Here is a 13,467-nt window from a genome sequence, read left to right as displayed (position 1 = left end):
GCGGGTCGCGCGCCACCCGCGGGCTGTTGCGGGACGATCATGCGCCTTATCGATGACCTCGACAAAGGTGCGCTTTGCGGGCCGAGCAATTGCACATGACTCGTGGCAGCGGCGTGCCCCACAAGAACGATGCCCGCGTTGCGCGACCAGCTAGTCCGAAAGCCGCTCCAGCACGTCGCGCACCAGCCCTTGCAGAAGATCGAGCTTGTAGGCCGTCATCGGCAGTGGCTTGGCACCCGAGCTCGCCGCTGTCGCCGCCTCTGCGATCGATGCCGCATTGGCAATCTTGCCGCTGAGCTGGGCTTCCACGGTGGTGAGGCGAAGCGGCACGGGCGCGACGCCGCCGGCAGCGAGACGCACGAGCTGGAACTTGCCGCCGGCGATCACGACGCGAGCGCAGAGCTCCACCAGCGGCCATTCCGCATGGGTCCGGCTGATCGCTCGCTTGTAGGTCGCGCGCTCGCCTTGAAGCGGAGCAGGAAGCGCAATGCTCTCGATCATCTCGCCGGCTGCGAGTGTATGGTCGGCGTTCGAGACCGAGCCGTCGCCGAGCAGGCCGGCAATCGTCAATCCGCTGCGCCGGTCCGTGGTGATGGTCGCATCATAGGCGAGCAGAGCCGCCGCCATGGTCGAGGGATGCGGCGCGACGCAGTCGCCGAGATCGAAGGCAACGCCATAGAGATGATTGCCGGACCGGGCAGGGCAGGTGCTGCCGCCTTTCTTCAGGCAATCGATGTCGGCCCGGCGGAAATACCAGCAACGTGAACGCTGGGCGAGATTGCCGCCGAGCGTTGCAACGTGGCGCACCTGCGGCGTGGCGAGGCCTTGCGCGCTCGCCGCAATGCCGGGATAGGCAGCGGCGATGCGCGCGTCGGTCGCGATCGTGGCGATGGTGGCCAGCGCACCGATCCGGGCGGTTCCGTCGGCATCCCAGGTAATCGTCTTGTCGCCGGTGGCCGAGATGTCGATCAGCATGCCCTGCGACACGCCGCTGCGGCGGCGTTCGCTGAAATCGGTGCCTCCGGCGCGGAATTCACTGGCGGTCATGACGGCGACACTCATGCGGCATCCCTCCCTTTCAACGCGGCCACAAGACGGTCGGGCCGGAACGGAATCTCGGTCAGTCTCACGCCGATCGCATCGCGGATGGCGTTGGCGATCGCGGGAGAGGTCGGCACGGTCGCGACCTCGCCGATGCCGACGCTGCCGCCCGGCACGTGCTCGAAACCGGCCTCGTCGAAATGCACGTCCAGTTTCGGCATGTCGGCCATCCCCGGAATGCGGTAATCCTCCATGCTGCCGCTCAGGATGTGGCCGCTCGAGGGATCGGTCTCCCGCGACTCATAGAGTGCGTAGCCGATGCCCTGGATCACCGCGCCTGCGGCCTGGCTTCGCGCCAGCATCGGCGCGGCGAGCTTGCCGATCGCGAGGCCCGTATAGGCGTTGAGTACGCGCACATGGCCGAGCCAGGTATCGACCTCGACTTCCATCACCTGCACCGAGCTCGGCACGCCGGCGCCGACCACCATGTGGTTCATCAGACGCAGCACCCAGCCGAACACCCGGCCCATGATGCCGGCCTCGTGCAGCGCGGGCCTGACGCCGGGCGGCGGCTTGCCGTCCTCCTGGCGTCTCGCCGACACGGCGATATCGGGGGAAGCCGCGATCATCTCGCGCCACGGCGCGTTCGATCCCGGAGCAGGTGTGCGAGACGCGGTGCGCCTGATCTCCGCTTTCAGCTTGTCGATGGCGAGCAAGGTCGGCGGCACCACCGAGGCGGTGACACGGCTGCCGCCGGAGCCCGGTCCGGGCGGCAGGTTGGAGCGGCCGATGCGAACTTCGACATCCTGCGGCTCGAGATCGAACGCCTTCGCGACGGTGTTCGCGATCACGCTGCGCGTGCCGGTGCCGATATCCTGCACCGCGCAGCTTGCGACGATGCGGCCGCCCTTGATCGCGAGCTCGACCGAGGAGCCGGTCTGCCAGAGATAGAGCCAGTAGCCGGTGGCGACGCCGACGCCGCGCCGGTAGCGGCCGGTCTGCGAGGCCGCCGGCTGGCGGCTCTTCCAGACATCGAGGCCGGCCGCCCAGTCGTACAGCCGCTGGCGGTTGGGATCGGGGTCCCAGAGCTTGCGCAGCTGAATCGGATCGACCTTCATGCGCAGCGCCGCTTCGTCGACCGCCTGCTCCAGCGCAAACGACATCGGCGGACCGCCGGGGCCACGGAACGGTGCGCCGGGCGGCAAATTGCTGAGCACGTCGAAGTCGACGAGCTCTTTGGCTTCGGCCGGATAGATCAGCCGCGCGAGGCCCGCGATCAGCGAGTTCACGGCGGCGCCGGTGTCGGCATGGGCGGTGAGCGACAGCGCCTTGAGGCGGCCTTCCGCCGAAGGCAGCAAGGACAGCTTGAGCTCGGCGGCCGGACGATAGCCGGCGACGGAAAGCTCCTCTTCACGATCGAAGGCGACACGCACCGGCGCCTTGGCGGCGCGCGCAAGCTCGATGGCGGCGATGGTCTCCAGCCCGACGCTGCCCTTGGAGCCGAACCCGCCGCCGACATGGTCGGCGATCACACGCACCTTGTCGTGCGGAAGGCCATAGCGCTTGGCGATCTTCTCCATGTTCTCGTGAATGGCCTGGGTCGAGATGTGCACAATGAGCTGATCGCCATCGAAACTGGCCACGGCGGCATGTGGCTCGAGGCTTGCGTGCTGCTGCGTCGAGACGCGGAACGTTTCCTCGACCAGCAGCGGATTGCGTTGCGCCCGCGCCTCGTCGAGCCAGCTCCTGGCCTGCTTGGCTTTTTGCGAGAACGGCGCCGAAGGCCCGCGCACATTGCCCTTCCACGACACCGGAGCGCCGCCGGCGCCCTCGGACACGTTGCCGGCACGCTTGCGGTCCTTCTTCTCGAACACGATGGGCGCATCGTCGCGTCGCGCTGCATCGAGCCCGATCACCGCGGGCAAGGGCTCGGGCTTGAAGCGGATCGCGGCGATTGCCTTCAGTGCGGTGCGGCGATCCCTGGCCGCGACGGCTGCAATCGGCGCGCCGACGAAGCGGACCATGTTGTCATCGCCGAGCAGCGGAACGACCGCGGCGACACCGGCGATGGCGCGCGCCGGCGCCAGATCGAGCCCGGTGATCCTCGCATGCGCGACGTGCGCGCGCAGGATGACGCCTTCGAGCTGGCCGTCATGGTGGATGTCGACTGTGTAGCGGGCGAGGCCCGTCACCTTGTCGCGGGCTTCCAGCCGCGGCGCGATGGGCTCGATGCCGTCGAAGCGGCCCGCGCAGGCTTCGGCGACGGCGCGATAGATGCCCTCATAGGCGCCGCAGCGGCAGAGATGTCCGGATAGCGCGGCGGCGATCTCCTCGCGCGAGGGTATCGCCGCGCCCTTGCTCGCGCGCCAGCTGTCATGGAAGGCGGTGGCTTCGACGACGAAGCCGGGCGTGCAGAAGCCGCATTGCAGGGCGTCTTGCGCCATGAACGCCTTCTGCACCGGATGCAATCCGGCGGCTCCGACGCCCTCGATGGTCGTCAGCGATTTGCCGGCGGCCGCCTGCGCCGGCAACAGGCAGCTCACGACGGGTGTGCCGTCGAGCAGCACGGTGCAGGCGCCGCAGACGCCGGAGCCGCAGACAAGTTTGGTGCCGGTGAGGCCGCCATCGCGGATCACGTCGATCAGGAGCGCATCCGGATCGTCGGGTAGCACCAGAGGCCGTCCATTGATGGTCGTGGTGGTCATTTGCGAACTCCCGTTTTGCGCAGGGACTTCCTTGCGGACGGCGCCATCGCGCCGGCGATCAGCATGCGCAGCATGGTCTCGAGCTGTTTCAGGAACGCGTCGACCGGCTGCATGGACGGGAAGGCGGATTTGGTGCCGTGGATCGCCATCTCGACGCAGCGCGCGAGCTCGCGCACGCTGACGCCGCTTTCGAGCTTGAGCTTTCGCTTGCGGCACACCCGCGCGATCGTGGTTGCGATTTCGTCGGCGAAACGGTTGGAATAGCTCTGGTAGATGTCGCGCGCCTGCGCGAGATGCTCGGAAAACAGCTCCTCGGTATGGGGCGAGTCCTTGAGCGAAGCGAGCAGCGACTGCATCCGCGCGCCGATCTCGGCGACCAGGATATCGGCAAGCTCGAGGCCCGCGTCTTCCGCCGACTTCGCTGCCGCGATTTCGGCCGCGAGCCCCTGCTCGTAGATCCGCTCCAGCACGGCGCGAAAAAGCGCCTCCTTGGAGGCGAAGTGATGATAGAGCGCCTGCCGCGTCAGTCCGGCCTCCTCCGCCGCCAGCTCGATCGAGGAGCGGCGGAAGCCGTGGCGCCGGAACACGCGCAAGGCGGCGTCGAGGATCCGGTCCTGTGGAGGGGCCTTGGCCTGCATTTTGTCAGATTTGACAAACACGAATGAAATGTCAAATCACGGATTGATGACGGTCTCGTGCGCGCAAGCGCCAACCGCACGCCAGGCAATCGCATTCGAATTTTGCAGAGGTCGTCATGCCCGGGCTTGTCCCGGGCATCCACGTCTTTGTGCTGCGCGGAAAAGGCGTGGATGGCCCGGACAAGCCCGGCCATGACGCCGTGGACACAGTTGGTGCCCATAGCCGCATCTAATATGCGATTGCCCTGCCGCACGCGGCGGGGACATCGCGGAATTCCCGTTGGCTGGCGATGGCGACGCGAAAACGTCACGCCAAACGAAAACGGACACGCCTTCTCGCGAAGGCATGCCCGTTTGAAACCCTATTCGTGCGACGCGCGCGTGCTCTAGTGCACGCTCACCGCTTGCAGCTCGTTGCTCCAGGCGTTGGCGACCGCGGCTTCGCGGCTGTCGGTCAGCATGATCGGCGTGCCGTCGGCGGCGTGGAGTGCGAACAGCTTGAGGCCCGGCGCAATCTTCGGCGCCTCGGGGAACAGGTCCGGCACGTCCTCGGAACGGATCTGCTTCACATAGGCGATATGGCCTTCGCCCAGGGTTGCCAGCGTCTCCGGAGAGACGTTCTTGGCTTCGTATTCGAACGCAACGTGACCTTCACTCATGGTCTCGACTCCTCTGGAACACTAAGCGGTCGAGTCCGCTACTCGTTCCATTATTCGTGCTCATTGATAGCGATTGTCTTAACGATCCTCTCCGGTTCTGGCCGGGCCAGATCGATCGACAACAGCCCGTTCTTCAGATCCGCACCCAGCACCAGCATCCCTTCCGCCAGCACGAAGGTGCGCTGGAAGTGGCGCGCGGCGATGCCGCGATGGATGTATTGCCGGGTCTTGTCGTCCTGCTGCCGCCCGCGGATCACGAGCTGGTTTTCCTCAATGGTTACATCGAGTTGGTCGCGCGTGAATCCGGCGACCGCCAGCGTGATGCGCAAACGCTCGGGCTGGCCGTCCGAACCGCCGCACCTCTCGATATTGTAGGGAGGGTAGCCGTCGGCGCCTTTGACGACGCGGTCGAGCACGCGCTCGATCTCGTCGAAGCCCAGCAGAAAGGGACTGGAGAGCGTTGGAACACGAGACATAGTTTACAAAGTCCTCGCAGAAGCGACTTTGGTGTTTCAGGGCCCGTCAAGGCACCCCTTGATCAGCAATATGGGCATGTTCCCTTGTGGGTTCAAGGACGTAGCCGGGGAGGCTGTGGGTGAGCCGATGTCGGCCGCGCCCGTTCATTTTGCCATCGCTGTGTCAGCGATGTCTCCGAACGCCGCCAGCGGGACCTGAATGAGGTCTTGGCCGATCAATGTCCGAGAAATTCTCCAACGAAAACAAACCCCCTTCTACTGTGCATGGGGTTGTTTTCGCACTTTGGTGTTTGGTTCTGCGGAACCGGTCAGGCCTCGATCCGCTTCCGGCCGTCGCCGCTGAACAGATGCAGCTTGGCCCGCACCGCCGCGACGCGGATTTTCGCGCCGATGGCGGGCGCCTCGGTTCCGGGAATGCGGACGATGATCTCGCCGGGCGGCAGCTCGCCGGGCGTGGCGGCGACGCGCTGCTCCTCCTGCTCGCGCGAGCCATAGACGAAGGTTTCGGCGCCGACGCGCTCGATCGCCTCGACCGTGAGCGGCAAGGCGACGCCACCGTCCGGGGTCTGGTCGGTGATGACGAAATCTTCCGGGCGGATGCCGAGAATGCCGGCGTCGGCCGCAGCGCTGCCGGCGAGCTGCGACCGGATCTCCTCGGGCCGCGTCGACATCAGGTTCATCGGCGGCGCGCCGATGAAGGAGGCGACGAAGGTGGTCGCCGGCTTCTCGTAGATCGCGAGGGGATTGCCGACCTGCTCGACCTGGCCGCCGTTCATCACGACGAGGATGTCGGCGAGCGTCATCGCCTCCAGCTGGTCGTGGGTGACGTAGATCGACGTGGTGTTGAGGCGGCGCTGCAGTTTGCGGATCTCGACCCGCATCGCGATGCGGAGCTTGGCGTCGAGATTGGAGAGCGGCTCGTCGAATAGGAACACCTTGGGCTGGCGCACGATGGCGCGGCCCATGGCGACGCGCTGGCGCTGGCCGCCGGAGAGCTGGCGCGGCTTGCGCTCCAGCATCGATGTGAGCTCGAGGATGCGCGCGGCCTCATCGACGCGGGTCTTGATCTCGGCTTCCGCCATGCCGCGGTTGCGCAGGCCATAGGCCATGTTGTTGTAGACGCTCATATGCGGATAGAGCGCGTAGTTCTGGAACACCATCGCGATGTCGCGATCGGCGGGCTCGATCTGGTTGACGATGCGGCCGCCGATGTCGATCTCGCCGCCGGTGACCGTTTCGAGTCCCGCGACCATGCGCAGCAGCGTGGACTTGCCGCAGCCGCTAGGACCGACCAGCACGCAGAACTGTCCGTCGCCGACATCGACGTAGACGCCCTTGATGGCCTCGAAGCCGCCGGGATAGGTCTTGCGGACGTTGCGCAGGGTGACGTTAGCCATGGGATTTTCCGGGGAATAGCGAATAGGGAGTGGCGAATGGGGACAGGTTGGTACGCAAGGCGGACGCAGCGACCCCATTCGCTGCTCGCCACTCACTATTCGCCATCTTCACTTTTCCGTCTCGACCAGTCCGCGCACGAACAGCTTCTGCATGACGACGACGACGAACACCGGCGGCAGCATGGCCAGCACGGCGGTCGCCATCACGATCGGCCATTCCGTCAGCGCGTCGGTGGTGGTGATCATCTTGCGGATGCCGATCTGGATGGTCTGCATGTCGTCGCGCGTGGTGATCAGCAGCGGCCAGAGATACTGGTTCCAGCCGAGGATGAACAGGATCACGAACAGCGCCGCCATGTTGGTGCGCGACAGCGGCAGCAGCGTATCCCAGAAGAAGCGGAAGGGACCTGCGCCGTCGATGCGTGAGGCCTCCAGCAGCTCGTCCGGCACCGTCATGAAGAACTGGCGGAACAGCAGCGTCGCGGTGGCCGAGGCGATCAGCGGCAGCGACAGGCCGGCATAGCTGTCGAGCATGTGCAGGTCGGCGACGATCTTGTAGGTCGGATAGATGCGGACCTCGACCGGCAGCATCAGGGTGATGAAGATCAGCCAGAACAGCGCCATCCGGAACGGAAAGCGGAAATACACGATCGCATAGGCCGAGATGATCGAGATCGCGATCTTGCCGACCGCGATCAGGAGCGCCATCACCAGCGAGTTCAACATCATGTTGCCGACCGGCTCGCGGGTCGAGCCGCTCGTGCCGACGAAGATCGTCTGGTAGTAGGTCTCGAGGAAATGACCACCCGGCAGCAGCGACATCTGGCCGTTGGCGATCACCGCGTTGTCCTGGGTGGAGGCGACGAAGGCGAGATAGACCGGGAAGGCGACGATCGCGATCCCGATCCAGAGGATGATGTGGGCAATGTAGCGCCGAAAGCCTTCTTCCTCGACCATATCAGTAGGTCACCTTGCGTTCGACGAAGCGGAACTGGATGCCCGTCAGCACGATGACCATGAACATCAGGATCACCGATTGCGCCGCGGAGCTGCCGAGGTTTCCGCCGAGCAGGCCGTCTGTATAGACCTTGTAGACCAGCGTCTCGGTCGACTTGCCGGGGCCGCCCCGGGTCATGGTGTCGATGATGCCGAACGTATCGAAGAAGGCGTAGACGATGTTGACGACCAGGAGGAAGAAGATGGTCGGCGACAGCAGCGGGAAGGTCACGGTCCAGAACCGCCGCATCGGGCGTGCGCCGTCGATCGCGGCAGCCTCGAGCACGCTTCTGGGGATGCTCTGGAGGCCGGCGAGGAAGAACAGGAAATTGTAGGAGATCTGCTTCCACGCGGCGGCGAGGATGATCAGCGCCGCGGCCTGGTCGCCGTCGAGCAGCGGATTCCAGTCGATGCCGAGGGCCCGTAGATAGCGCGAGAGCACGCCCAGCGAGGGATGCAGCATGAAGATCCAGAGCACGCCGACGACCGGCGGCGCCACCGCATAGGGCCAGATCAGCAGCGTACGGTAGAGCATCGAGCCGCGCAGCGGCTTGTCCGCCATCACGGCGAGCAGCAGCGCGAACGACAGCGACGACACCGCGATCGCGAACGAGAAGAAGAAGGTGCGCAGGATCGCCTCGAAATAGGCGGGCTCCCTAAACAGGTCGATATAGTTCTCGAACCAGACGAAGCTGGTCGAGAGGCCGAAGGCATCCTGGAGCAGGAAGGACTGGATCACCGCCTGCAAGGCAGGCCAATAGAAGAAAATCAGGACGATCGCGAGCTGCGGCGCAACCAGCGCGTAGGGCAACAGCTTGGATTGGAAAATGGCTTGCTTTTGCATGATGCCCGCAGCAGCGGCAGGCCGGCTTCACCGGCCTGCCGCTTGTCGCCTTACTTCACGGCGGTCTTTTCGAACTGCCGCAACATCGTGTTGCCGCGCTCGACGGCCGAATCCAGCGCCTGCTTGGCGGTCTTCTTGCCGGCCAGCGCCTGCTCGATCTCTTCCGCCCAGACGTCGCGGAGCTGGACCATGTTGCCGAGGCGCAGGCCGCGCGAATTCTCGGTCGGCTCCTTGTTGGTCAGCTCGAGCAGCGGGGTCTCGAGATAGGGCTGGTCCTTGTAGAAGCCTTCGGCCTTGGCCTTCTCATAGGCCGCCTTGGTGATCGGCAGATAGCCCGACGATTTGTGGATGTAGACCTGACGATCGGTATCGGAGAGGAAAGTCAGGAACTTCGCCACACCTTTGTATTCTTCCGCCGACTTGCCGCCCATGATCCAGAGCGAGGCGCCGCCGATGATCGAGTTCTGCGGCGCGCCCTTCACGTCGGGATAATAGGGCATCGGCACCGCGGTGAAGGCGAACTTGGCCTGCGCCTTGACGTTGCCGAAGAAGGCCGAGGAGGTCAGGTAGAGCGGGCATTCGCCTGACGTGAAGCGACCTTCGCCGGTATTGGTGCGGCCGGCATAGTCGTAGGTCTTGTCCTTCTGGAGCTCGACCAGATTTTCGAGATGCTTGACCTGCAGCGGGCCGTTGAAGGAGAGCACGGTGTCGAAACCGTCGAGGCCGTTGGCCTTGGTCGCCAGCGGCACGTTGTGCCAAGCGGAGAGCTGCTCGAGATTGACCCAGGTGACCCACGAGTTCGAGAAGCCGCAGGTCGCGTGGCCGGCCGCCTTCAGCTTCTTGGCGGCATCGAACACCTCAGGCCAGGTCTTCGGGATCTCGACATTTGCCTTCTTCAGCTCGTCGAGGTTGACCCACATCACGGTCGACGACGAGTTGAAGGGGAAGGACAGCATCTCGCCCTTCGAGGTCGAATAATAGCCGGTGATCGCGGGCAGATAGGCCTTCGGATCGAACTTCTCGCCGGTCTCGGCCATCAGCTTGTAGACCGGCTTCACGGCGCCGGTCGCGGCCATCATGGTGGCGGTGCCGACCTCGAACACCTGCATGATGTGCGGCGCGTTGCCGGCGCGGAACGCCGCGATGCCGGCGTTCATCGTGTCGGCGTAGTTGCCCTTGTAGGTCGGGATCACCTTGTAGTCGCTCTGCGCAGCGTTGAAGTCGTTGGCGAGCTTGACGATGACGTCGTTGTTGGCGCCGGTCATCGCGTGCCACCACTGGATTTCGGTCACAGCCAGCGCCGGCGAAGCCGACAAGCCGACCGTGAGTGCAAATGCGGCGGCCGCACCAAAATGTCGAAGAGCCATCAAGAATCCTCCCTTGCCCGTCACTAAAGAAGCGCTTGCGCTAGCAGCACCATATGACGTTCACATGACTGTGTAAGCGGCCGAAACGAAAGCGGCAAGCGCTGGAAAAGGGAAGCCGGAAAATAGGCGAGGACGTGCGCGGACAGCCGCAGCCGTTCGCGCTGCACGCGTGTGGGTCGCGCCGCAGTGCGGCATCGGTTGATGTGAGGTCGGCAACCAGCCGCGGGCTCCAAACCTCTCCCGCTTTGCGGGAGAGGTCGGCGCGCTCCGGGCGATGCGAAGCATCGTCCCGCGCGCCGGGTGAGGGCTTTATCCTCTGGGGGATTGTCCCTTCGCGGAGACACCCTCTCCCCAGCCCTCCCCCGCAAGCGGGGGAGGGAGCGCACCTCCGGCGACGCTCGCGATCTTATTTGATCGCGCCACTCAGCGCTTGCGCTCGGGGCCGCAGACAGTGCCTTTCGCGACCATCGCCTCGATTTCGGCCTTGGAATACCCGAACTCGCCGAGCACCTCGGCCGCGTGCTGGCTGAATTTCGGCGGCAGGCGGCGCAGGCTCGGCTTTGAGCGATCGAGCCGGATCGGCGAGGCCACGCCCTTGTACCAATCCTTCTCGATAATATCGCCGCGCGCGATCGTGTGCGGGTTGGTCAACGCCTGGTCGATCTTCTGCACGGGGCCAGCGGGCAGGCCGGCCGCGAGCAGGCGATTGCACAGCGGCTCGGCCTCGTGCTGGCTGAACACGGCGGCGAGCTCGGCACGCAGCGCCTCGCGATTGGCGATGCGGTCCTTGTTGCGGGCAAAGCGCGGGTCGGTGCCGAGCTCGGGCTTGCCGATCTCCTTGGCCAGCTTGCGGAAGGTGCCGTCATTGCCGACGCCGATGAAGATGTTGTCGGTCTTGGTCGGGAAGATCGCGTAGGGCACGAGGTTCGGGTGCTCGTTGCCGGTGAGACCAGGCGGCTTGCCATGCATGAAATAGTTGGCGGTGTGCGGATGCATGATGGCAAGGCCGGTCTCGTACAGCGTCGTCTCCAGGAACTGGCCCTTGCCGGAGCGCTGCCGCTCCGAAAGCGCCATCAGGATGCCGATCGCCGCATAGAGTCCCGTGGTGATGTCGACCAGCGGCACGCCGATCCGCATCGGCCCGCTCTCGGGCGAGCCGGTCGCCGCGATCATGCCGGTCATGGCCTGGATGATGGCATCATAGCCGGGATTGCCGCCGCGCGGGCCGTCGGCACCGAAACCGCAGATCCGGCAATGCACGAGGCGCGGGAATTTTTCGCGCAAGCTCTCGTTGCCGATGCCCCACTTCTCCAGGGTGCCCGGCTTGAAATTCTCGATCAGGACGTCGGCGGTCTCCAGCATCTTCAGCAGCACGACGCGCCCGCCCTCGGAGGCGAGGTCGAGGCCGATCGAGCGCTTGTTGCGGTTGATGCCGACGAAATAGGCCGCGTCCTCCTCGTGGAACGGAGGGCCCCATTCGCGCACCTCGTCGCCCGCGGGCGGCTCGACCTTGATCACGTCGGCGCCATGGTCGGCGAGGATCTGGGTGCAATAGGGACCACCGAGCACGCGCGTAAGATCGATGACGCGCAGTCCGCTCATGGCACCTGGGGCGGCTTCAGAACTCATGCCTTCGCTTCTCCTGTGTCGAGGTTCGGTCACAGGCCTAGCGAGGTTTGCCAGGAGCAGCAATGGCTCCCGGCGTAGGGCCGCATGCGCGGTCGCGCGTCAATGTCGCGGCGTGGCAAAACGACGGAGGCCGGCCCGCGGAGGTCCCGGGGCCAGCCCATCCGCACTTTCGATCAGACGACCGTCAGGCGAACGTCGACATTGCCGCGCGTGGCATTGGAGTAAGGGCACACCTGATGCGCCTTTTCGACCAGCGCCTCGGCCTCGGCGCGGGCAAGGCCCGGCAGCGAGACGGCCAGATCGATGTCGAGGCCGAAGCCGCCTTCGGAGCGCGGGCCGATGCCGACGGTGGAGGTGACGGAGGCGTCGGCCGGAACCTTCGGGCCGCCCTGCGAAGCCACGAACTTCATCGCGCCGATGAAGCAGGCGGCATAGCCGGCCGCAAACAGTTGCTCGGGATTGTTGCCGGCGCCGCCACCACCGCCGAGCTCCTTCGGCGTGGTGAGCTTGACGTCGAGCGCGCCGTCGAGGGTCGCGGCATGGCCGTCGCGGCCGCCGGTGGCCTTGGCGCTGGTCTTGTAGAGGACGTTCACGGACATTGTGGTCTCCCTGGGGTTTGGGGGTAGGGTGCGATATTTATTGCAGGCAATTAGATTGTACGCAATTGAAATTGCGCCGTCTCACATTTAATTGTTCGCAATTGAATGTGCCGCCGACCGGCCCCACAATGCGGCCGAACCTCGTGAGATTCTGCAATGGCCCGGAAACCATCGGCAGCGGACGCGCCGCTGCGGCTCGACAACCAGATCTGCTTTGCGGTTTATTCCGCAGCGCATGCCTTCAACCGCGTCTACAAGCCGCTGCTCGACCGGCTCGGCCTGACCTATCCGCAATATCTGGTGATGCTGGTGCTGTGGGAGCGCGACGACGTGCCGGTCAAGGACATCGGCGAGAAGCTATTCCTGGATTCGGGCACGCTGACGCCGCTGCTCAAGCGGCTCGAGGCCGCCCATCTCGTCAAGCGCACGCGCTCCAACGAGGACGAGCGTCAGGTGCTGATCGCGCTGACACCGCAGGGATACGCGCTCAAGGAAAAGGCCCGCGCCGTGCCGCAGTCGATCCTGGCGGCGTCGGATTGCTCGGTGTCGGAACTGGTCGCGATGAAGGACGAAATCGTCGCGCTGCGCGACAGGCTGAATGCGGTGATCGGGGAGTAGGGGTAAAATCCAGGAAAGCCGCTTCTTGGCGAACGCGCGGCCAGAATGAGATTTCAGGTACTTTTCAAACGCCAGAGCTTTGTACTTGTCGGGAAAGGCGCAGTACCAAATCAACTTCCAAGGCTTGTACTTAGCGGTGTGGCTGGATTTGCCGGCATTGTGTTCCTGGATTCGCCGCTTCAGATCTTCCGTGGCGCCGATGTATTCCTGGTCGGGAAATTCAACGCTTCTGAGAATGTAGACGTACCACATTGATGGCTATCGCGTGGGTCGTCATTAGGCTGGTGTCTCACCTGTCCGTCTTCGCCCTTCGGGCTACGCCGGACACCACGCCTCACCCTTCGGGCTCTGCGCGGCTGCGCCACGCGTAGCCCGAAGGGTGAAGCGTGGTGGAGCCAGGCGGGATCGAACCGCCGACCTCTTGCATGCCATGCAAGCGCTCTCCCAGCTGAGCTATGGCCCCTTAGTCCTTCACCGGGATGAACCTGGTCGATCACC

The 13,467-nt window shown here is 64.9% G+C and carries 12 protein-coding genes, 1 tRNA gene and 1 pseudogene; 1 reads left to right on the top strand and 13 read right to left on the bottom strand.

The features are described 5' to 3' along the window. Positions 1-150 precede the first annotated feature (150 nt). The 11 genes from EDE08_RS19845 to EDE08_RS19790 all read right to left on the bottom strand — a co-directional run bounded on the left by EDE08_RS19845 (position 151) and on the right by EDE08_RS19790 (position 12,351). The gene (locus EDE08_RS19845) at positions 151-1,062 is read right to left on the bottom strand and encodes an FAD binding domain-containing protein (protein ID WP_131870533.1); all 912 of its coding nucleotides are present in this window, start codon (positions 1,060-1,062) and stop codon (positions 151-153) included. Continuing rightward, positions 1,059-3,746, bottom strand: coding sequence for a molybdopterin-dependent oxidoreductase (locus EDE08_RS19840; RefSeq protein ID WP_131870531.1), 2,688 nt, complete (start codon positions 3,744-3,746; stop codon positions 1,059-1,061). Before EDE08_RS19840 ends, EDE08_RS19845 begins: the two co-directional genes overlap by 4 nt. Beyond that, positions 3,743-4,405 (bottom strand): TetR/AcrR family transcriptional regulator, encoded by a 663-nt coding sequence (locus EDE08_RS19835; protein ID WP_245524827.1) that lies wholly within the window; start codon positions 4,403-4,405, stop codon positions 3,743-3,745. Before EDE08_RS19835 ends, EDE08_RS19840 begins: the two co-directional genes overlap by 4 nt. A gap of 365 nt (positions 4,406-4,770) precedes the next feature. After that, positions 4,771-5,043, bottom strand: coding sequence for a BQ00720 family protein (locus EDE08_RS19825; protein ID WP_018645064.1), 273 nt, complete (start codon positions 5,041-5,043; stop codon positions 4,771-4,773). A 50-nt stretch (positions 5,044-5,093) separates the two neighbouring features. Next, the gene (locus EDE08_RS19820; RefSeq protein ID WP_035704151.1) at positions 5,094-5,519 is read right to left on the bottom strand and encodes an Hsp20 family protein; all 426 of its coding nucleotides are present in this window, start codon (positions 5,517-5,519) and stop codon (positions 5,094-5,096) included. 308 nt (positions 5,520-5,827) lie between these two features. Then, positions 5,828-6,916, bottom strand: coding sequence for a sn-glycerol-3-phosphate import ATP-binding protein UgpC (locus tag EDE08_RS19815; RefSeq protein ID WP_131870525.1), 1,089 nt, complete (start codon positions 6,914-6,916; stop codon positions 5,828-5,830). A 108-nt stretch (positions 6,917-7,024) separates the two neighbouring features. Beyond that, positions 7,025-7,873: a sn-glycerol-3-phosphate ABC transporter permease UgpE gene (gene ugpE / locus EDE08_RS19810; RefSeq protein WP_061879965.1), complete on the bottom strand. Its 849-nt coding sequence runs from the start codon at positions 7,871-7,873 to the stop codon at positions 7,025-7,027. A 1-nt stretch (position 7,874) separates the two neighbouring features. Continuing rightward, positions 7,875-8,756 carry a sn-glycerol-3-phosphate ABC transporter permease UgpA gene (gene ugpA / locus EDE08_RS19805; protein WP_131870523.1) on the bottom strand — a complete coding sequence of 294 codons (882 nt, stop codon included), beginning with the start codon at positions 8,754-8,756 and terminating at the stop codon, positions 7,875-7,877. Between the two features lie 50 nt (positions 8,757-8,806). After that, a complete protein-coding gene (gene ugpB / locus EDE08_RS19800; RefSeq protein WP_131870521.1) occupies positions 8,807-10,123 on the bottom strand; it encodes a sn-glycerol-3-phosphate ABC transporter substrate-binding protein UgpB in 1,317 nt (438 codons plus the stop codon). A 423-nt stretch (positions 10,124-10,546) separates the two neighbouring features. After that, positions 10,547-11,752, bottom strand: coding sequence for a CaiB/BaiF CoA transferase family protein (locus EDE08_RS19795; RefSeq protein WP_131870519.1), 1,206 nt, complete (start codon positions 11,750-11,752; stop codon positions 10,547-10,549). A 173-nt stretch (positions 11,753-11,925) separates the two neighbouring features. Beyond that, positions 11,926-12,351 carry an organic hydroperoxide resistance protein gene (locus tag EDE08_RS19790; protein WP_061023501.1) on the bottom strand — a complete coding sequence of 142 codons (426 nt, stop codon included), beginning with the start codon at positions 12,349-12,351 and terminating at the stop codon, positions 11,926-11,928. 156 nt (positions 12,352-12,507) lie between these two features. On the opposite strand from EDE08_RS19790, the gene EDE08_RS19785 reads away from it, so the two are divergent. Further along, a complete protein-coding gene (locus tag EDE08_RS19785; protein ID WP_131870517.1) occupies positions 12,508-12,969 on the top strand; it encodes a MarR family winged helix-turn-helix transcriptional regulator in 462 nt (153 codons plus the stop codon). Positions 12,970-12,984: 15 nt separating this feature from the next. Here the strand turns inward: EDE08_RS19785 and EDE08_RS19780 are convergent. After that, a pseudogene (locus EDE08_RS19780) lies at positions 12,985-13,221 on the bottom strand (GIY-YIG nuclease family protein); the annotation flags it as partial. A 135-nt stretch (positions 13,222-13,356) separates the two neighbouring features. Beyond that, positions 13,357-13,432, bottom strand: a tRNA-Ala gene (locus EDE08_RS19775). Between the last annotated feature and the right edge of the window lie 35 nt (positions 13,433-13,467).

It is taken from the genome of Bradyrhizobium sp. R2.2-H, assembly GCF_004346455.1.
In the GTDB taxonomy this organism is placed as follows: domain Bacteria; phylum Pseudomonadota; class Alphaproteobacteria; order Rhizobiales; family Xanthobacteraceae; genus Bradyrhizobium; species Bradyrhizobium diversitatis.
This window is presented reverse-complemented; position numbering and strand designations above follow the sequence as displayed.